Source organism: Citreicoccus inhibens, assembly GCF_019039035.1.
Lineage (GTDB): Bacteria > Myxococcota > Myxococcia > Myxococcales > Myxococcaceae > Citreicoccus > Citreicoccus inhibens.
In genome coordinates this window covers 76,236-94,891 of record NZ_JAHNZT010000011.1, presented here as the reverse complement: position 1 = coordinate 94,891, position 18,656 = coordinate 76,236, and the positions used below count along the sequence as shown (strand labels likewise).

Annotated in this window: 17 protein-coding genes; 11 read left to right on the top strand and 6 right to left on the bottom strand. The window is 70.4% G+C overall.

Annotated features, from left to right (window positions below):
* Position 1 precedes the first annotated feature (1 nt).
* The 4 genes from KRR26_RS15685 to KRR26_RS15670 are packed head-to-tail and all read right to left on the bottom strand — an operon-like array spanning position 2 to position 4,827.
* Positions 2-922, bottom strand: coding sequence for a 1,4-dihydroxy-2-naphthoate polyprenyltransferase (locus KRR26_RS15685; RefSeq protein WP_120208006.1), 921 nt, complete (start codon positions 920-922; stop codon positions 2-4).
* Positions 919-1,773: a 2-succinyl-6-hydroxy-2,4-cyclohexadiene-1-carboxylate synthase gene (menH, locus tag KRR26_RS15680; protein WP_217080217.1), complete on the bottom strand. Its 855-nt coding sequence runs from the start codon at positions 1,771-1,773 to the stop codon at positions 919-921. The genes KRR26_RS15685 and menH overlap by 4 nt, the downstream gene beginning before the upstream one ends.
* On the bottom strand, positions 1,764-3,533 hold the full coding sequence (gene menD / locus KRR26_RS15675) for a 2-succinyl-5-enolpyruvyl-6-hydroxy-3-cyclohexene-1-carboxylic-acid synthase (protein ID WP_217080216.1): 1,770 nt from the start codon (positions 3,531-3,533) through the stop codon (positions 1,764-1,766). Before menD ends, menH begins: the two co-directional genes overlap by 10 nt.
* Entirely contained in the window at positions 3,517-4,827 is a 1,311-nt protein-coding gene (locus KRR26_RS15670) for an isochorismate synthase (protein ID WP_217080215.1), read from the bottom strand. Before KRR26_RS15670 ends, menD begins: the two co-directional genes overlap by 17 nt.
* Before the next feature lie 116 nt (positions 4,828-4,943).
* On the opposite strand from KRR26_RS15670, the gene aroF reads away from it, so the two are divergent.
* The 8 genes from aroF to KRR26_RS15630 all read left to right on the top strand — a co-directional run bounded on the left by aroF (position 4,944) and on the right by KRR26_RS15630 (position 13,093).
* Positions 4,944-5,822 carry a 3-deoxy-7-phosphoheptulonate synthase gene (gene aroF / locus KRR26_RS15665; RefSeq protein WP_217080214.1) on the top strand — a complete coding sequence of 293 codons (879 nt, stop codon included), beginning with the start codon at positions 4,944-4,946 and terminating at the stop codon, positions 5,820-5,822.
* Positions 5,819-6,508: a bifunctional demethylmenaquinone methyltransferase/2-methoxy-6-polyprenyl-1,4-benzoquinol methylase UbiE gene (ubiE, locus tag KRR26_RS15660; protein WP_120207995.1), complete on the top strand. Its 690-nt coding sequence runs from the start codon at positions 5,819-5,821 to the stop codon at positions 6,506-6,508. Before aroF ends, ubiE begins: the two co-directional genes overlap by 4 nt.
* Entirely contained in the window at positions 6,489-7,091 is a 603-nt protein-coding gene (locus tag KRR26_RS15655) for a shikimate kinase (RefSeq protein WP_120207993.1), read from the top strand. Before ubiE ends, KRR26_RS15655 begins: the two co-directional genes overlap by 20 nt.
* Positions 7,088-8,341: a shikimate dehydrogenase gene (locus tag KRR26_RS15650; protein ID WP_217080213.1), complete on the top strand. Its 1,254-nt coding sequence runs from the start codon at positions 7,088-7,090 to the stop codon at positions 8,339-8,341. The genes KRR26_RS15655 and KRR26_RS15650 overlap by 4 nt, the downstream gene beginning before the upstream one ends.
* A complete protein-coding gene (aroC, locus tag KRR26_RS15645; protein ID WP_120207989.1) occupies positions 8,338-9,357 on the top strand; it encodes a chorismate synthase in 1,020 nt (339 codons plus the stop codon). Before KRR26_RS15650 ends, aroC begins: the two co-directional genes overlap by 4 nt.
* Positions 9,354-10,424 (top strand): 3-dehydroquinate synthase, encoded by a 1,071-nt coding sequence (locus KRR26_RS15640; RefSeq protein WP_217080212.1) that lies wholly within the window; start codon positions 9,354-9,356, stop codon positions 10,422-10,424. The genes aroC and KRR26_RS15640 overlap by 4 nt, the downstream gene beginning before the upstream one ends.
* Entirely contained in the window at positions 10,421-11,704 is a 1,284-nt protein-coding gene (locus tag KRR26_RS15635; RefSeq protein ID WP_328707147.1) for a 3-phosphoshikimate 1-carboxyvinyltransferase, read from the top strand. Before KRR26_RS15640 ends, KRR26_RS15635 begins: the two co-directional genes overlap by 4 nt.
* An 87-nt stretch (positions 11,705-11,791) precedes the next feature.
* Positions 11,792-13,093 (top strand): citrate synthase, encoded by a 1,302-nt coding sequence (locus tag KRR26_RS15630; RefSeq protein ID WP_120207983.1) that lies wholly within the window; start codon positions 11,792-11,794, stop codon positions 13,091-13,093.
* Between the two features lie 78 nt (positions 13,094-13,171).
* Here KRR26_RS15630 and KRR26_RS15625 read toward each other — a convergent pair whose 3' ends face one another.
* Positions 13,172-14,986, bottom strand: a complete 1,815-nt coding sequence (locus KRR26_RS15625) for an AMP-dependent synthetase/ligase (RefSeq protein ID WP_199723844.1) — start codon at positions 14,984-14,986, stop codon at positions 13,172-13,174.
* A 79-nt stretch (positions 14,987-15,065) separates the two neighbouring features.
* Between KRR26_RS15625 and KRR26_RS15620 the strand changes: the two genes are divergently transcribed.
* The 3 genes from KRR26_RS15620 to pyk all read left to right on the top strand — a co-directional run bounded on the left by KRR26_RS15620 (position 15,066) and on the right by pyk (position 17,956).
* Positions 15,066-15,452 carry a hypothetical protein gene (locus tag KRR26_RS15620; protein ID WP_120207978.1) on the top strand — a complete coding sequence of 129 codons (387 nt, stop codon included), beginning with the start codon at positions 15,066-15,068 and terminating at the stop codon, positions 15,450-15,452.
* Positions 15,453-15,578: 126 nt separating this feature from the next.
* On the top strand, positions 15,579-16,388 hold the full coding sequence (locus KRR26_RS15615) for a bifunctional nuclease family protein (protein WP_233577282.1): 810 nt from the start codon (positions 15,579-15,581) through the stop codon (positions 16,386-16,388).
* Positions 16,389-16,555: 167 nt separating this feature from the next.
* Complete coding sequence (gene pyk / locus KRR26_RS15610; RefSeq protein WP_217080210.1) at positions 16,556-17,956, top strand: pyruvate kinase; 1,401 nt, start codon at positions 16,556-16,558, stop codon at positions 17,954-17,956.
* Positions 17,957-17,986: 30 nt separating this feature from the next.
* Here the strand turns inward: pyk and KRR26_RS15605 are convergent, their stop codons facing one another.
* A complete protein-coding gene (locus KRR26_RS15605) occupies positions 17,987-18,652 on the bottom strand; it encodes a hypothetical protein (protein ID WP_120208230.1) in 666 nt (221 codons plus the stop codon).
* Between the last annotated feature and the right edge of the window lie 4 nt (positions 18,653-18,656).

Below are 18,656 nucleotides of genomic sequence, written 5' to 3'. Positions count from 1 at the left end.
GTCAGCGCAGGTACAGCCCCACCGCGAAGAGCACCCCGAACACGAGTTGCAGCTTCGCCGTGCCCCCCAGTGCCGGGTTGAGCGCCGCGCCCTGGGACTTGAGCACGAGCTTCAAGGGCGACACCGCCAGCGGCAGGCTCAGGAACGGCAGCAGCACCCACGGGCTCGCGAGCCCCATCGCCAGCAGCGCGACCGGCGTGCCATAGGACAGCGCCAGGAGCAGCACGTACTCCGCCTTGCCGAAGCCCGAACCGAAACGAACGACGAGCGTGCGCTTGCCCGCCTTCACGTCCGTGGTCGCATCGCGCAGGTTGTTCACCACGAGGATGCCCGTGCCCAAGCCGCCCACCGGCACCGCGGCCCACCACGCGGCGGTGCTCACCATGCCCGCCTGCACGAAGTACGTGCCCGCCACGGCGGCGAAGCCGAAGAAGAGGAGGACGAAGAGGTCACCCAGGCCGTGATACCCCAGGGGATACGGGCCGCCCGTGTACGCATAGCCGCACAGGAGCGAGGCCAGCCCCACGACGAGGATGGGCCAGCCCGCGATCGCCACCAGGTACACTCCCACGAGCGTGGCCAGCCCGAAGCACACCAGCGCGCCCGCCATGACCGTGCGCGGAGAGATGAGCCCGCTCTGCGTCACGCGCGTGGGACCGAGGCGCTCCGCCGTGTCCGCGCCCTTCTTGAAGTCGTAGTAGTCGTTGACGAAGTTCGTCCCGATCTGGATGAGCACCGCTCCCACGAACGCGGCGATCGCGGGCAGCCAACGCCCCACGCCCTCGGCGAACGCCAGCGCGGTCCCCACCACCACGGGCACCGAGCCCGCGGTGAGGGTCTTCGGACGCGCCGCCATCAACCACGTCTTCACGGAAGGCTGCGGCTGTCCCGGCGTGGCCAGGGTGGGAACGGTGGTGCTCATGGAGTCGAAGCCTCTCTGCGCAACGCGGTGTGCTCGAACTGCGGCGCTTCGTACCAGGGTGTCTGGAGAAAAGAGAGCACCTCGCGCACGTACGCCTCGGGTGTCTCCAGATGGGGCGTGTGTCCGCAGTCCGCGAACGCGTGCCGCCACACCACCGGAAGCTCCGCCGCCATGCGCCGCGCGAGCTGGGTGAACTTCTCGTCCCGCGCCCCCGTCAGCAACAACGTGGGCAGGCGCTGTCGGTGCAGGCTTGGCCAGTAGTCAGGCTGGACCCCGACGCCCAGCGCCCCCAGCGCGCCCGCGAGCCCATCGGTCGTGCAGGCGCGACGCCGCTCCCGCAGCGCCGCTTGCTGCTGCGCGGGAAGCTGGCGCACACCGTCGAACAGCGGCAGTGACTCCCAGCGCTCGACGAAGGCGTCCACGCCGCGCGCCTGGATGAAGCCCGCGAGCTGCGCATCCGACTCGCGCCGGGCCGCGCGCTCCTGGCGGCGATGCAGGCCGGGCGAGCCGCTCTCCATGATGAGGCGCTCAAACACGTCGGGGGCTGTCACCGCGGCGGCCAGCGCCACACGCGCGCCCTGCGAGTAGCCGAGGAGGTCCACCGGGCCTTCGCCCAGGCTCCGCGCGAGCTGGATCACCGCGTCGACCGTCTCGATGAAGCCCTCTCGCCCCGAGCGCTCTGGCAGCGGCGTGGCGCCGTGACCCGGCAGGTCCACCGCCACGGCGCGCACCGAGCGGCTCAGCAGTGGCTTCAGGTGCTCGAAGGACGCGCGGCTGCCCGTGAAGCCATGGAGCAGCACCACGGTCCGAGGCCCCTCGCCCCACGTCTCATACGCCAGCGTCACGCCCATGGTCCGTCTCCCAGTGCGGTCGCCATCCGCGCGAAGAGCTGCCGGTGCTCATCCACGTTCGTGGCCCGATCCACTCGCACCTCCACCACGCGCAATCCGCCCTCGAGCCCCTCGCGCACCGCGGAGCGCAGCCCCGAAGGCGTCGTGGGACGCGAGAATCGGGCTCCGGCCAGGGACGCCGCATGCGACAGGTCCACGCCGTGCGGGGTACCGAACAGCGTCTCGAAGGCCTCGCGCGGCGCCGACTGCGCGATGGGCAGGAACGAGAAGATGCCGCCGCCGTCGTTGTTCACCACCACGACCGTGAGCGACACCCGGGCGCGCGCCGCGGTGATCAGGCCGCCCACGTCGTGGAGCAGCGCCAGGTCCCCCGTCAGCAGCACCGCCGGACGACCCGCCGCGGAAGCCATGCCCGCCGCCGTGGACACAATGCCATCGATGCCGTTCGCGCCCCGGTTGGCGAGCACGCGCATGGGCCCCGCGCTGGACGGCGCGAAGGCGTCCATCGCGCGAATGGGCATGCTGCTCGACACGAACAACTGCGCGCCAGCGGGCAATGCGGCCACCACCTCGCTGGCCACGCGCGGTTCCGTCAGAACGTCGGGCCGCTCCTCGAACGCAGCCGACAGCGCACCACGAACGCGGCGCTCGGCGGAGAGGAAGGACTCCGCCCACCTCCCCGGTCCACGAGACAGGCCCGTCGCCAGCGCGCGACACGCGAGGACCGCGGAGCCCTCCACCACCGTCGCCGCGCGATGCGTGGGGTCGAACAGCGCGCCTTCGTCGCTGAACACGACGATCTCCGCGCCCGACGCGTCGATCCACTGCTGGGGGGTCTTCGGGGTCAGCCCGCCACCAAAACGCAGCACCAGTTCGGGCCGATGCGCCTGCGCGAATGGACCATGGCGCAGCAATGTGTCGTAGCAGGACACCGTGAGGGGCCCACCACCGTAGCGGGCCTGGGACACGGCCTCCGCGAGCACGGGGTAGCCTGTCGCGAGGCTCAGCGCGGTGATGGCCTCATTGAAGCCATCATCCTCATCACGAGGACCGCACACGATGACGCCCTTCGCGGTGACGGAGACACGGCGGCGCACCTCATCCAGGGTGCTCGCGTCGGGCCCGTGCGAGGGCGGCACGATGCGCGTGAGCGGCACTCCGGGGCGTCCGTCTCTCGCGAGCGCGGAGAGCTGCTCGGCGCCATGGGCCTCGGGCGTCGGCGCGAGCGGCTCACGGAATGGAACGTTGAGCTGCACCGCACCGCGCGGCGCGCGCGTGGCGCAACCGACCGCGCGGGCCGCGGTGGCTCGCAGGTGCGCGATGGGCGCGTTCCCCGACTCGGGCAGCCCCACGTCCGCGTAGAAGCGACTGAACTCGCCGTAGAATCGGGCCTGTGGCACGGTCTGCGCCGCGCCCCACCCCTGGAGTTCCAAAGGACGATCCGCCGTGAGGATGATCAGCGGCACGTGCGACATGGCCGCTTCGATGACCGCGGGATAGAAGTGCGCTCCCGCCGAGCCGCTCGTCGCCACCAGCACCACCGGCGCCCGCGAGTGCTTGGCGAGTCCCAGCGCGAAGAAGCCCGCGCTCCGCTCATCAATGACAGACCAGGTGCGCAGCCCGTCCGCGCTCGCGCAGGCCAGGGCCAGCGGCGAGGAGCGCGAGCCCGGACACACCACCGCGTGGCGCACGCCGCCGCGGATCAGCTCCTCCAGCAGGGCCCGGGCCCAGAGCTGGTTGAGGTTAGCGTCGGACGACATCCCCGCCTCCCAAGGCCCGCAACATCGCCAGGCTCTTCATCTCCGTCTCCCGCCACTCGGCCTCCGCGCTGGAGCCGGCGACGATGCCCGCTCCCACGAAGAGGCGTGCCCGCGGCCCGCGTACCAGCGCCGAGCGCAATGCCACCATCAAGTGCGCCCGCCCCGCGCCCACCCACCCCACCGGCCCCGCGTACCACCCTCGGTCCAAGGCCTCGTGCTCCACCAGGAACGACAGCGCGCGCTCACGCGGCGTCCCGCCCACCGCGGGCGTCGGGTGCAGGGCCGCCACCACCTGCGCGGCCGTGGCGTTCTCGCGCAGCTCCGCGCGAATGCCCGTGCGCAGGTGCACCACGTTCTTCAAGGTCAGGAACGCGGGCTGCGCATCCGCGGAGACGTGCTCGGCCACCGGGGCCAGCGCCGCGAGGATGTAGCGCACCACCGCCTCATGCTCGCGCCGATCCTTGTCGCTCGCGCCCAGGCCCTCCGTCTGGCCCGGCGCCGCGGAGCCGGCCAGCGCCTCCGTCTCCAACACCCGCCCCTCGACTCGACACAACGTCTCGGGCGTGGCGCCCAGGAAACAGGCTCCATCCGGGGCGCGAAACAAGAAGGTGGCGCAGCGCGGGTTCTGCTCTCGCAGCCGCGACAGCACGTCCACCACGTCGAAGTCGTCCGGGCCCTCGGCGTCCATCGCGCGCGCGAGCACCACCTTCTGGAAGTGGCCCGCGCCAATGTCCTCCACCGCCCGCGTCACACGCGCCTCGAAGTCCGAGCGAGACGAGCGGGTGCGCACCTCCACCGCGCCGCCACGAGGATGGCGGTACGCCGCGGGGAACGACCCGCGCACCTGCTCCAGTCGCGCGCGGACCTGGGCCTCGCCGCCATCGACATCGGGAGAGAAGGCGGCAATCACCACACCTTCTCCCGCGCGACAGACCAGCACTTCAGGGAGGACCCAACGGGCCACGCCGTGCGAATCCCAAGCGGAGTCCGGCGCACCCGTGGCCCCGAACCGCATCCCACCGAACCACGGCCCCAACAACTCCCCTGGCGCCGAGCCCAGCCAGCGCAGCCCCTGGCTCGCCAACGAGGCCAACACCGTGTGCGCCTCGGACGGAGTCCGCGCCTCCCACGCCGCCGCCTCCCCCCAACCCGCCGCCGCTTCCTGCGCGAGCGGACGCTCCCAGTAGACCGACGGAGGCCCCAACACGTCCGCTCCCGCCAGCGGATCCACCGCTGGCAAGGGAACCCACCCCGCCACCCAGCGCTGTCCCTCAACGGGAGTGAGCGTCCTCATCAGCCTTCCTCATCCATGTCGCACAGCCCATCACCTTCGGTTGTCTTCTAAGCCATCTCGGCTATACATGCACCAAGGAGTTCAAAACCACTTGAACTCCATGAACTGGAGGCGTCGTGGGAGGCAAGCAGCCAGACGGCCCGGGCGCGCTCCGCGTGTCGCGTGCGGCACGTCCGGAGGGGACGCGGGTCCAAGTCGGGCCCGTGGAGTTTGGCGGGCGAGGCTTCGTGGTGATGGCGGGGCCGTGCGCGGTGGAGGGCGCGACGCAGGTGGAGCACTCGGCCGCGGCGGTGGCGAGCGCTGGCGCGCATGTCCTGCGCGGCGGCGTGTTCAAGCCCCGCACGAGCCCCTATGCCTTCCAGGGAATGGGTGAGCCGGGGCTGCGGCTGCTCGCGGACGCGGGGCGCCGGCATGGGCTTCCCATCATCAGCGAAGTGATGGAGACCGCGCAGATTCCGCTGATGGAACAGCACGCGGACATCCTCCAAGTCGGCGCTCGCAACATGCAGAACTTTTCGCTGCTGCGCGCGCTGGGCAAGGTGCGCAAGCCGGTGCTGCTCAAGCGAGGACTCGCCGCGACCCTGCAGGAGTGGCTGCTCGCCGCGGAGTATCTCCTGGATGGCGGAAACGAGCAGGTGCTGCTGTGCGAGCGCGGCATCCGCACCTTCGAGCCGGCGATGCGCAACACGCTGGACCTGGCCGCGGTGGCGTGGGCCAAGCAACACACGCACCTGCCCGTTATCGTGGATCCTTCGCACGCCACGGGAGAGCCGTCGCTCATTCTTCCCATGTCGCTGGCCGCCGCCGCAGCGGGTGCGGACGGGCTGCTGATTGAGGTCCACGCGAAGCCCGAGCAGGCCATGTGCGATGGGCATCAGGCCCTCACGCCGTCGGCCTTCGAGAACCTGATGCGCCGGCTGCCAGCCGTGCTAGACGCCGTGGACCGTCACCTTCTGCGGCCGGAGACTCCGGCCCAAATCGCGGGGGCGCGATGAGCACCGAAGTTCGTCAGATGTTTTCCTCCATCGCCACGCGGTACGACGTGACCAACGAGGTCCTCTCGTTTGGAGTGCACCGGTTGTGGCGGCGCACCGCGGTGCGCCTCAGCGGGGCGAAGCCGGGCGATCGCATCCTCGATTGCGCATCCGGTACGGGCGACCTCGCGCTCGTGTTCAAGCGGAAGGTGGGGGCACAGGGCCGCGTGGTGGGCACGGACTTCTGCCCGGAGATGCTCCAGGTCGCGCCGGACAAGGCGCGGCAGGCGGGCCTCGAGGTCGAGTTCCAGGTGGCGGATGCGATGGCCCTGCCCTTCGCGGATGACAGCTTCGACGTGGCGTCCATCGCGTTCGGCATCCGCAACGTGGACGACCCCGTGAAGTGCCTGAAGGAGATGGCCCGCGTGGTGCGCCCCGGCGGCCGCGTGGTGGTGCTGGAGTTCGGACAGCCCTCGGGCTTCTTCGGCGGCCTGTTCCGCTTCTACAGCAAGGTCGTGATGCCGACGGTGGGCGGACTGCTCACCGGCAACCGCGCCGCCTACGAGTACCTGCCGCGCACCGCGGCGGCGTTCCCGGCGGGCGAGAAGTTCATCGGCCTCATGGAGCAGGCCGAGGCCTACTCCGCGCGCGATGCCCACTCGCTGCTGTTCGGGACCGCCTTCGTCTATGTCGGAACGGTCCGCTGAAGCGCGCAGCCAGCTCGTCACGCAGGTCCTCAACGCGGTGGACCCGCGTCTCAAGTCGTCACTGAGGGAGGCGCTCGCCTCCCCAGGCCCGGCGCTGTGCCCCAGCGCCACCCAAACCGTGGTCATCGCCGGGCATCGGGCCGCGGGCAAGAGCCGCCTGCTGCCCCTGGTGTCCCGGCTGCTCGGGCGCCCCGGGCTGGACCTGGATGCGGAGCTGGAGCGCGCCTCGGGCCGCTCGCTGCGCACCTGGGTGGCCCAGGCACCAGGCGAGTTCCGCGTCGCCGAGCGCCAGGCCCTGCTGGCCCAACCGCGGGGCACGCTGGTGTCCGTGGGCGGGGGCTTCCTCTCACATCATCCGGACGCGCTCGCCGGGGTGTTCACCCTGCTCGTCCCGCTCACCTTCGAGACCTACCGCGAGCGGCTGCTGCGCGACCGCACGCGCCCCCGGCTGCGCCCCGAGGTGTCGCTGGAGGAGGAGATCTCCACGTTGTTCCATGAGCGCGAGGCACTGCACGCGCGCGTCACCACGGTGGCCCTGGTCGACTTCCTCCGGGGCTGCCTCATCCCCGAGGAGTCCCCGTGACGCCCGCCCGGCGCGTCGTCACCCTGCCCCCGTCCCTCGTCGGCCCCGAGGCCGTCCGCTTCGCCAGGAACGCCCAGCAACGGGGCGCGGACGTGCTGGAGGTGCGCACGGATCTGCATGCCCCCGACGCCATCGACCCTCGGGCGCTGGCCCAGGTGCTGCCCCTGCTCGTCTCGGAGCGAGGTCAGCCCATTCCCGAGCCGTGGCTCGACGCCTGCTGGCGCGCGGACTTCGACGTCGCGCACGCCCAGGTTCTCGCGGCACCTGTCGGGAAGCTGCTCGCGTCGCACCACGCGGCGCGTTCGCTGTCGTCCGATGAGGCCCTGGCGCTGTGGTCGCGCCCGCTGCCCGAGGACGCGCTCGTCAAGCACGTGGAGCCCATGGAGGCGTCCGCGCATGTCTCGGTCCTGTTGGAGACGCAGCGGAGATTGAGCGAGCGCTACGGTGCCCACCGCGTCACGGTGTTGGGCATGGGCGCCCTGGCGCTGCCGGCGCGCGCGGTGTTGGCCCGAGGCAACGTCCTGGACTACGTGGCCACGGGCGGCGCCTGGGCCGCGGCCCCCGGACAACGGCTGCTCGACGACGCGGTTCGTGAGTGGACCCGAGCGCCGTCGGGATCGCGCGCGCGCCTCGGTATCCTCGGGACCTCCATTGCGCATTCGCGCTCGCCGCGGATCCACCTCCAGCCGTTCGATCGCATCGACCTTCCCGAGGACGCGCCGGTGGAGGCGGTGGTGGACGCGATGCTGCCGCACTACGCGGGCTTCGCCATCACCAGCCCGTTCAAGCTGCGGCTCGCGCGCCATGTGGGCGCGACGCTCGAGGCCATCAACACGCTCGTGCGTCGCGGCTCCCGCTGGGAGGCCTTCAACACCGACACCGAGGGCGCGCGCACGGTGCTCGAGCGCCTGGATTCCGGCGGCGAGTGCCTCGTGCTCGGGGACGGCGGAACCACGGCCGCGCTGCGCGGCGTGGCCAGTGACGTGGGCCGAACATTGCGCGTGCTGCGCCGAGCGGACGCGCAAGGGACACTGCGAGGCGACGTGGTCTGGACGTGGCCGGACCGCGTGGCGGCGCCGGAGTCCCTTCGCTTCGAGGGCGCGCGCGTGGCGGTCATCGCGTACGGCGCACCCGGGCGGCGCATCGCCCAAGACATCATCCGCCGAGGCGGCACACCGCTCATGCTCGGCGCGGCCTGGTTCGTCGCGCAGGCCCGGCGACAGCGCGAACTCTGGGAGACAGCGTCATGAACACCTTCGGCAGCCTCTTTCGTCTCACGACCTTCGGCGAGAGCCACGGCCCGGCGCTCGGCGCCGTGGTGGATGGATGTCCGGCGGGCGTCCCCCTCCTGCGCGAGCAGCTCCAGGCCGCGTTGGATCGCCGCCGTCCAGGCCAGTCCACCATCACCACCGCGCGCAGCGAGCCAGACACGGTGGAGATCCTCTCCGGCGTCTTCGAGGACAAGACGCTGGGCACGCCCATCGCGGCCATGGTGCGCAACACCAACCAGCGCTCGGGTGACTACGACAAGCTGAAGGCGGAGGACCGCCCCGGCCACGCGGACGCGGTGTGGCGCGAGCGCTTCAAGCACCGCGACCACCGCGGCGGCGGGCGAACCAGCGGGCGAGAGACGCTCAGCCGCGTCATCGGGGGCACCATCGCCGAGGCGTACCTGGCGCGCGACCTGCCCAGCCTCTCCACCGTGGCGTATGTGTCCCAGGTGGGGAACCTCGTGGCCCAGGTGCCGTCCCCGGGTCTGACGCGTGCGCTCGTGGACGCGCACCCCACGCGGTGCCCGGATGCCTCGGTGCGGGACGAGATGTCCCGCCGCATCCTCGTCGCGAAGGAGGCCGGCGACAGCCTGGGGGGCTCCATCGACGTGCGCGTGGAGGGCCTGCCCGTGGGCCTGGGCGAGCCCGTGTTCGGCAAGCTCAAGGCGCTCATCGCGCAAGCGCTCGGCAGCATCGGCGCGGTGACGGGCGTCCTCTGGGGACCGCCGGACCTGCTCGAGCGCATCGGACAGCCGGGCCTCGCCTTCCACTCCGTGAAGGATGCGTACGGGGGCGTGCAAGGCGGCCTCGCGAATGGCGAGCCGCTCCAGGTGCGCGCCTACTTCAAGCCCCCCGCGACGCTCGCCGAGCACGCCAAGGGCGGGCGACACGACCCCTGCATCATGCCGCGCGCGGTGCCTGTCCTGGAGGCGATGGTGTCCCTGGTCATCGCCGATCTCGTCCTGCAGATGAACGCCCGACCCCACACTCCATGAGCCTCCTTCCCTCTGGCGCCTATCGTCCCCCCGCCGACCGGTGGGGCACCTTCACCCGACTCGCCGCGCGACTGCCCGAGGGCTGCGTGGCCGTGGTGGACCGCACCGTGGCGCGGCTGCACCCCGCCCTCATCCCCGCGCTGAAAGCCCGCGCCCCCCGAGCCATCATCCAGCTCGTGGGCGGCGAGCGCGCCAAGAGCCTCGCGTCCCTGGAGAAAGTGCTGGCCAACGGGGTGAACCTGCCCCGGTCCGGCACGCTCGTGGCGGTGGGCGGAGGAACCGTGGGGGACGTCGCGACGGTCGCCGCGCACCTGCTCAAGCGAGGCGTGCGGCTCGTGCAGGTCCCCACCACGCTGCTCGCGGCGGTGGACAGCAGCCTCGGTGGCAAGGGCGCGGTGGACCTCACCGTGCGGGGCCGCGTGGTGAAGAACCCCGCCGGGGTGTTCCACTACGCGGAGGAGGGCTGGCTCTGTCAGGACCTCTTCGCCACCCTCTCCCCTCAGCAGATCCGCGAGGGCTCCATCGAGGCGTGGAAGATGGTCGCCACGCTCGACGCGGGGCTGTTCAAGCGCTACGTGCGCGCGCCCCCCACGATGGAGAAGCTGGTGCGCGACGCGCGACGCCTCAAGGAGAGCGTCTGCGCCAGAGACCCCTATGAGCTGACGGGCCTGCGCCGCGTGCTCAACTTCGGGCACACCTTCGGGCACGTGCTGGAGAGCCTGTCGAGCTTCCAGCTGTCCCATGGCGACGCGGTGGGGCTCGGCATGTTGATGGCCCTGGACGTGGGCCGACACCTGGGCGCGACGCCGGGGCTCGTGGCCGCCGAGGTCGAGGCCGCGCTCCAGCAAGGCCCGGGCGTGCTCGACCGAGCCCACGCCGCGCGCCTCTTGCGCCGCGCCTCCCAGCGAGACGTCGTGGCGCTGCTCAACGCCGACAAGAAGGCCGGCGCCAGGGGCGAGCTGCGCATGGTGCTGCTGACGGCCCTGGGGGCCACCGATGTGCGCGACGTGGCCTCCGCCACCTGGCGCGAGCTGTGGCCCGCCTGGACCGAGGGAGTGCGACCGTGAGCGCGGCGAATCCGGGGCGGATCCGCGTTGACGCCAGCACCCTCCAGGCCTCACGCCTCACGCCGCCCGTGTCCAAGTCGGACGCGCAGCGCGCCCTGGTGCTGGGCCACCTCACCGGTGCCTGGCCCCTGCCGAGTGTCCAGGCAGAGGCCGACGACGACCTGCCCGCCGATGTGCGCGTGCTCCGCCGGGGCATCGAGGCCCTGCGGCTGCCCGCGGGGCCGGTGCGCGACCTGGACTGCGCGGATGGGGGCGCGCCGTTCCGCATTCTCGTCACCCAGGCCGCGGTCACCCCAGGCATCCACGCCCGGCTGACCGGAACGCCCCGCCTGGGCGAGCGTCCCCATGGGCCCCTCTTCAACTCGCTGCGGGCCACCCTGGGAAGCTCGGGGCTGGCGCTGCGCGAGGGCCAACCGTGGCCGGTGACGATCGCCGCGCCCCAGGGCACTTCCACGGCCAAGCCGGTGTTCCGCGTCCCCGGGGCGCAGAGCAGCCAGTACGCGTCCAGCCTCCTGCTGGGGTGCGCCTCGCTGTTCATGCGCGAACAGCGCCCGTGGAGCGTCGAGATCGAAGGCCCGCTGACGAGCGCTGGCTACCTGGATCTCACGGTGTCGTGGCTCCAGCGCTTCGGCTTCGGACTCGAGGTCTCCGAGTCGCGCTACGCGGTGGTCGGCTACCACCCGCCCTCGGAGGTCCCGTCGCTGCCCGGCGACTGGTCCTCGTTGGGGTACCTGTTGCTGGCGGCGTGGAAGACCGGGAGCGTCGTGGAGCGCGCGGACGTGAACAGCGCCCACCCGGATCAAGCCATCGTGCGCCTCGTCGAGCAGGTGGGCCTGCGGGCCGTCCCCGCGGGCGAGGCCCACACCCTGCGGATGGAGGGCCGCGCGCGAGGAGGACTGCTCGCGTCGGGCACCGAGTGTCCGGACCTCCTGCCCACCCTGGCCGCGCTGGCCTGTGTGCTCCCGGAACCGTCCACGCTGACCGAGGTGGGCATTCTCCGGGTCAAGGAGAGCGACCGGCTGGAGGGCATCCGCACCCTGGTGTCGGCCTATGGCGGCACCACGGAGCTGGAGGGGGAACGCCTCCGCATCCTCCCTCCCGCCGCCCCGCCCGAGCGGTTCGCGGTGGACAGCCGCGGCGATCACCGCCTGGCCATGACGGCCGCGACACTGGGCATCCTGTCGGGCGCTTCCTTGGAGCTGACCGGCCCCGAGTGTGTGGAGAAGAGCTTCCCGGGGTTCTGGAGACAGCTCTCGCGGCTCGGGGTCCGTATTTCCTGAGCTCAGCGCGGAGCCATCAGTGTCACCCTCACCGACTTATCGTTCTTTTTTGTTGAAAGCTTCGAGCGCACTGTGAAATCTCCCGCCATGCCCAAGGACACGCTGACGATCACCGACAATCGGACAGGGAAGACGTACGAGGTCCCGGTCGAGAACGGCTGTATCCGCACCAACGCCCTGCGACAGATCAAAGTCAGTGACGACGACTTCGGTTTGATGGGCTACGACCCCGCGTTCCTCAATACGGCGAACTGTAAGAGCGCCATCACGTTCATTGACGGTGACAAGGGCATCCTGGAGTACCGCGGGTACCCCATCGAGCAGCTGGCGGAGAAGTCCAGCTACCTGGAGGTCGCGTACCTCCTGCTGAACGGTGAGCTGCCCACGCAGAAGGAGCTCGACCAGTTCACCCACCTCGTCACGCACCACACCTACGTGCACGAGAACATCAAGTCCTTCATGGACGGGTTCCGCTACGACGCGCACCCCATGTCCATGCTGGCCTCCACGGTGGCGGCGCTCTCCGGCTTCTACCCGGACGCCAAGCACACCAAGGATGAGATGAGCCGCCGCATCCAGATCACCCGGCTCATCGCGAAGATGCCCACCATCGCCGCGTTCTCCTACCGGCACACGATGGGCCTTCCGTACATCTACCCGGACAACGACCTGTCCTACGTCGCCAACTTCCTGGCGATGATCAAGCGCATCGGCACCACGACGTACAAGGTTCACCCGGTGCTGGAGCGCGCGCTGGACGTGCTCTTCATCCTCCACGCGGACCACGAGCAGAACTGCTCCACCACGTCGGTGCGCACGGTGGGCTCGTCCGAGGTGGATCCGTACTCGGCGGTGAGCGCGGGCATCGGCGCCCTCTACGGCCCGCTGCACGGCGGCGCCAACGAGGCGGTGCTGCGCATGCTCCGTGAGATCGGCCACATCTCCAAGGTCCCGGACTTCATCAAGTCCGTGAAGAGCGGCGAGGGCGAGAAGAAGCTGATGGGCTTCGGCCACCGCGTCTACAAGTCCTACGATCCGCGCGCCAAGGTCATCAAGCGCGTGGCGGACGAGGTCTTCGAGGTCACGGGCAAGAACCCGCTGCTCGAGATCGCCCTGGAGCTGGAGCGCATCGCCCTCCAGGACGAGTACTTCGTGAAGCGGAAGCTGTACCCGAACGTCGACTTCTACTCGGGCCTCATCTACGAGGCGATGGGCTTCCAGGTGGAGATGTTCCCGGTGCTGTTCGCCATCCCCCGCACGGTGGGCTGGTGCGCGCAGTGGGAGGAGATGGTGAAGGATCCGGAGCAGAAGATTGCCCGGCCCCGTCAGGTGTTCACCGGCTCCAAGCGCCGCGACTACGTCGCGATGAACGCCCGCACCGCCAAGTAGCCCACGCGAAGTCCGCGTGACGCATGAGGGGCGCGGAACCCAACCGGGTTCCCGCCCCTTCTGCTTTGCGGGCCCGCCTCAGTCGTGCCCAGGCGCGTGCGCGCCATCCGCGTAGAGCGACTCAATCAGCGCGGCGTACTTCTGCTCCACGGCCTTGCGCCGCACTTTCAGGGTGGGCGTCATCTCCCCGCTCTCCACGGTGAAGTCGTGGGGGAGCACGGCGAAGCGCTTGATGGTCTCGAAGCGGGAGAGCTTCGGGTTGACCTCGCGCTCGATGCCTTCATGGATCAGCGCGCGCAGCCGCGCATCCTGGACGAGCCCCTCGGGCGCCTCCGTCCAGCCCTGCGCCTTGGCGACGCCGGTCAGCTTCTCCACGTCCACCGTGACGAGCGCGACCAGGTAGTTGCGGCGATCCCCCACCACCACGGCGTGGCCCACGGGGCTCACCGTCTTGATCAGCTCCTCGATGTTGGACGGCGCCGTCTTCTTGCCGCCGGAGGTGACGATGATCTCCTTCTTGCGGCCGGTAATCCGCAGGTAGCCGCCATCGTCGAGCTGGCCCACGTCCCCGGTGTGCAGCCAGCCCTCCGCGAGCAACTCGTGCGTCGCGGTCGGGTTCTTGTAGTAGCCCATGCAGGTGTTGCCGCCGTGGACGAGGATCTCCCCGTCCTCGCCAATGCGCACCTGCACGCCGAGCATGGGGCGACCCACGGTGCCCATGCGGGTGGCCTCGGGCGTGTTGAGCGTGGCGGGCCCGGTCAGCTCCGTCATGCCCCACACCTCCAGCAGGACCATGTCCAGGGAGGTGAAGAAGTCGAGCACGTCCCGGCCAATGGGCGCCGCCGAGGTGGCGAACACCTGGCACTGCTCCAGGCCGATGCGCGCCTTGAGGGGCGCCAGCACCAGGCGCCGGGCGAGCTGGTACTGGGCCTCGAGCCACACGGGCCGCTGCTCCTGCCTCAGCGCCCGGCCGTTGCGCTCCTGCGTCACCCGGCGCGCCCAACCGAGCAGGCGCTGCTTGAGCGGAGACTGCGCCCGGAAGCCGTCCTCGGCCTTCGCCTTGAACTTCTCCCAGACGCGAGGCACCCCGAAGAAGAGCGCGGGCCGCACGTCCTGGAGGTTCTTGCCCATCGCGTCCACGGAGTCCGCGAAGTACACCTGCAGCCCCAGCAACAGCGGCGCGTGCAGCGAGATGATCTGCTCCGCGATGTGAGACAGCGGCAGGTACGACAGGAGCGTCTGCTCCTCCCGCGCCACGCGCAGCGTGTCGATGAGCTGACGCGCGGTCCAGGCGAGGTTGCGGTGGCTGAGCATCACCCCCTTGGGGTGGCCCGTCGTCCCGGACGTGTAGATGAGCGTGCCCAGCCCCTCAGGCTGGAGCGCGTTGACGCTGTCCCAGTAGGGCCCCTCGTCCACCCCCAGGCCGCGAGAGAGCACGTCCGCGTAGCGCAGCACCCCCTCGGGCAATGGCGCGGGCGCGTCCATGACGATGATGTGCTGGAGGGCCGGCAGCCGGGCCCGGAGCGCGAGCGCCGCCGTCAGGTAGCGGGCGTTCTCCACCAGCATGAAGCGCGCGCCGCAGTGGCCGAGGATGTACTCCAGCTGCTCCTCGCTGCTGGTGACATAGAGCCCCACGGGCACGCCGCCCAAGGCCATGGCCGCCAGGTCCGCGACGTGCCACTCCTCGCGGTTGAAGCTGATGATGGCCAGCGGCTCCCCCGCCCGGAAGCCCAGGGCATGCAACCCCAGCGCGAATCGCTTGACCCGTTGTGCGTATTCGAACCAGGAGGTGGGCACGAAGTCCCGACCTCGCCGGGTCCACAACGCGGGCCGATGCTCGCGTTGGGTGGCTTGGTCGTGCAGCGCGTGCACCATCGTCTTGGGAAGGGCCATTCGCGGAATGCTAGTGGAACCCCCAGGGACGGACCACGTCTGTCGTCTCCGGCGTTGACAGCTGGTTGGATGGCTTTGTATGCCGCGCCCGACCATGAGCATCGACTTCACCTGTCAGAAGTGCGAGGCGAGCTTCGAGCTGGACGCCCAGGACCTCATCGAGGGGACTGAGAAGATCGTCTGCCCTCATTGCGACTCGAAGGCGCCCACCAACCTCGCGGAGGACTTCGTCGCGGCGCTGACGGAGATGCGCGCGCAGATCGCCGCCCTCAGCAAGAAGTTCGCCGCCACCATGACGCTGGAGGCGGAGGAGCTCGAAGACGAGCTCGAGGACGAGGATGAAGAGGAGGACGACGACGAGGACGAATCCGAGGAGGACGATGACGAGTCCGACGAGGATGAGGACGAGGACGTCGAGGACGACGAGGACTACGACGACGAAGACGAGTCCGACGACGACCGCTGAACCTCCTGCTTCACTCACGCCTCCCTGCCTGCCCTTCAACCTGGGAGGCAGGAGGTCGTGGATTGCCTGGGCGAGGTGACAGCGGCGCGCCCTCCCGAGGAGGTGGGGGGTGCGTAGCTTAGGGGTGTGAAAACGCCCAACCGCGCCAACCTGTTTCTTGCTCCGCTGTCCGCCGTGGTGCTGGCGCTCGGAGGGCTGCTTCTCCTCCCGGCGTTCGGCATCCCCGGCGCTGTCGCCTCCTCGAAAAAGGGCGAAGCGAAGGGTGCCCCGGGCGCAAGTCAGCCCTGCCTCACGGAGAAGGGCGGCGACCCCAAGGCCTGCACCGAGCTGGTCGAGCTGGAAGTGAAGGACGTGGTGCCTCTGGTGGAGGCGCAGACGCACGCCGTCGTGCTGACCACCAAGGATGGCGAGACGGTGCTCCCCGTCTTCGTGGATGAGGCCGCGGCGATCTCCATCGCGTTCCGCCTCGCCGAGCGAGCGCCCCCGCAACCCCTGGCGCAGGATCTGCTGGATGACGTCGTGTCCAAGCTGGGGGGCCAGGTGACAGAGGTCCGCATCGATGACCTGCGCGACAACGTCTACAGCGGACGGCTCTTCCTCCAGCAGGGCAAGAAGCAGGTCACCCTGGACGCCCGTCCGTCGGACTCCATCGCCATGGCGCTGCACAGCAACGCCCGCATCCGCGTCACCCGCAAGGTGCTGACCATGGCCGGCATCACCCGCGCGGAGATCGAGGCCCTCCAGAAGCAGGAAGAGGCAGGGCCCGGCGTGGGCGGCAGCGGGCCGAGTCCTGGGGGCGGCGACCTGGGCGGGGGGAGCGACGCGATTCCAGTGCCCTCACCCCATGGCCCCACGGGCGGCGGCGACCTACCCGATGTCACGCCGCACCAGCCCGAGTCCCCGCCCGCGGGCGCGGGGAAGGAAATCAGCCTCTAGGCGGCGACTCGGCGCCTGACGTGCGAAAGCCCGGCCCCCCCTCCCAGGGAAGCCGGGCTTTCTCTCCTCCGACGACGGAGGAGTCTGCAGCGAACCAACTCCAGAAGTAGTCCCCCTTCCGCGAGCCTGTCAAGCCGGTCCGTCCGCCGCCTACGATGGCCGGACCTATGCGCAAGGCGAAAATCATCTGCACGCTGGGGCCGGCCTCGAACACGCCCGAGGTCATCGAGGGGCTGATTCGCGCCGGCATGAACGTGGCCCGGCTCAACTTCTCCCACGGGACGCATGAGGAGCACCGACGCCGCGTGGAGCGGGTCCGCGAGGCCTCCCGAAAGCTGGGGGTACCCGTGGCCCTTCTCCAGGATGTGCAGGGGCCCAAGATTCGCCTGGGAAAGTTCGAAGGTGGACACCTCACGGTGAAGACGGGGCAGACCGTGACGCTCACCACGCGGGCCGTGTTGGGCCATGGCTCGCTCATCCCCACCCCCGTGCGCACCCTGCCCCGCGACGTGACACGCGGCGAGGTGGTGCTGCTGGATGACGGGCGCGTGCGCCTGCGCGTGCGCAAGGTGGAGGGGCGCGAGGTGACGTGCCGCGTGGAGGTGGGCGGACTGCTCAAGGATCACAAGGGGCTGAATCTGCCCGGCGCCGCGGTCTCCGTCCCCACCCTCACCCCCAAGGACGTGGAGGACCTCGCCTTCGGCCAGGAGCTGGGCGTGGACTACGTGGCCCTGTCTTTCGTTCGCTCGGCGGAGGACGTGAAGCGAGCGAGGGCCCTCGTGGCCCGGAACCGGACGCCCCTCATCGCGAAGATTGAAAAGCCGCAGGCGGTGCAGAACCTGGAGTCCATCGCGCGCGCGGCGGACGGCGTCATGGTGGCCCGCGGGGACCTGGGCGTGGAGATGCCGCTGGAGAAGCTCCCCGCCATCCAGAAGCACATCGTGCGCGAGGTGAACCGCCGAGGCGGCATCGTCATCGTCGCCACAGAGATGCTGGAGAGCATGGTGAGCAACCCCCGCCCCACCCGCGCGGAGGTGTCCGACGTGGCCAACGCCATCCTCGACGGCGCGGACGCGGTGATGCTCTCGGGCGAGACGGCGGCCGGCAAGCATCCCATCGACGCGGTGGCCACCATGGCGCGCATCGTGGAAGAGACGGAGCGTGGCACCCTGAAGCCCCCGCACCCCACGCCCTTCGAGCACTCGGATGACCTGGGCACGGGCGTGGCCGCGGCCGCGGTGGCGGCGGCGCACCAGCTGGGCAGTCAGACCATCGTCGCGTACACGGAGAGCGGCCACACCGCGCGGCTCCTGTCCGAGTACCGCCCGCACGCGCGCATCGTCGCGCTCACCCCGAACATGGAGGCGGTGCACCGCATGGCGCTCTACTGGGGCGTCACGGGGCTGCGCGTAAAGCGCGTGACCTCCACGGACGCCATGCTGCGCCAGGTGCGCCGCTTGTGCCTGGAGGAGCGGCTGGCCACCCCAGGCGAGCCCGTGGTCATCGTCGCCGGCGTCCCGCTCAACGTGCCCGGCAACACCAACCTGATGACCGTGCACCGCGTCTGAGGGACGCGGCGCGGCGGCCACGGCAGCGACTCAGAGCACCTTCTGCTCGAAGTCGTAGAGCTTCTCGACGGCGAGCTGGCGGTAGCGCTCCGTGTTGAGGGCGCGTCGGGCACACTCCCAGACGAGCTCCTTGGCGGGGCGCTCCGGCTCCTTCTTCTTGCGGCGCTTGACCTCGGCCTTGATGGACTTCACCACGGCGCTCGGGTGGTAGCAGAACGCCGAGGAGAACAGCAGGTGCCCGCCAAACGGGATGAGGCGGGCCTCCAGCACGTCCCCCGTCTCCAGGCCCGCGACGTGACGGCGCTCCGTCACGTCGAAGTCCTTGCCGGAGAACAGCTCACGCAGGCGCACCATCCCCTTGCCCAGCTTGCGCACCTCGAAGAGGCCGTGGACGGTCTCCGTGAAGCTGCGGAAGGCGTTGACCTCCTCGGGGGCCGTGTTCTGCACCCGCGCCTCGTACAGCTCCACGGCCGGCGTCTTGCCCGTGAGCGGCGAGACGCGGTCGTAGAGGTAGTAGTCGAGGAACGACGCCATGCGCAGCTCGAAGAGCTTGTCGTCCTCGAAGACCTCGCCCGTCAGGCGGAAGTACTCTGCCTTGGCCACCAGGAGGTCCGCCTTGCGCGGCTCCTCGCTGCCAAAGGCGATGAGCTGATCCAGATAGGGCTGATAGGAGAGCGGGGTCTGAGGCGTGTCCATGGGG

Bases quoted from the DNA above. Each gene is read 5' to 3' on its own strand.
- KRR26_RS15685 (WP_120208006.1), bottom strand. From the start codon at position 922: ATGAGCACCACCGTTCCCACCCTGGCCACGCCGGGACAGCCGCAGCCT.
- menH (WP_217080217.1), bottom strand. From the start codon at position 1,773: ATGGGCGTGACGCTGGCGTATGAGACGTGGGGCGAGGGGCCTCGGACC.
- menD (WP_217080216.1), bottom strand. From the start codon at position 3,533: ATGTCGTCCGACGCTAACCTCAACCAGCTCTGGGCCCGGGCCCTGCTG.
- KRR26_RS15670 (WP_217080215.1), bottom strand. From the start codon at position 4,827: ATGAGGACGCTCACTCCCGTTGAGGGACAGCGCTGGGTGGCGGGGTGG.
- ubiE (WP_120207995.1), top strand. From the start codon at position 5,819: ATGAGCACCGAAGTTCGTCAGATGTTTTCCTCCATCGCCACGCGGTAC.
- KRR26_RS15655 (WP_120207993.1), top strand. From the start codon at position 6,489: ATGTCGGAACGGTCCGCTGAAGCGCGCAGCCAGCTCGTCACGCAGGTC.
- aroC (WP_120207989.1), top strand. From the start codon at position 8,338: ATGAACACCTTCGGCAGCCTCTTTCGTCTCACGACCTTCGGCGAGAGC.
- KRR26_RS15640 (WP_217080212.1), top strand. From the start codon at position 9,354: ATGAGCCTCCTTCCCTCTGGCGCCTATCGTCCCCCCGCCGACCGGTGG.
- KRR26_RS15630 (WP_120207983.1), top strand. From the start codon at position 11,792: ATGCCCAAGGACACGCTGACGATCACCGACAATCGGACAGGGAAGACG.
- KRR26_RS15625 (WP_199723844.1), bottom strand. From the start codon at position 14,986: ATGGCCCTTCCCAAGACGATGGTGCACGCGCTGCACGACCAAGCCACC.
- KRR26_RS15620 (WP_120207978.1), top strand. From the start codon at position 15,066: ATGCCGCGCCCGACCATGAGCATCGACTTCACCTGTCAGAAGTGCGAG.
- pyk (WP_217080210.1), top strand. From the start codon at position 16,556: ATGCGCAAGGCGAAAATCATCTGCACGCTGGGGCCGGCCTCGAACACG.
- KRR26_RS15605 (WP_120208230.1), bottom strand. From the start codon at position 18,652: ATGGACACGCCTCAGACCCCGCTCTCCTATCAGCCCTATCTGGATCAG.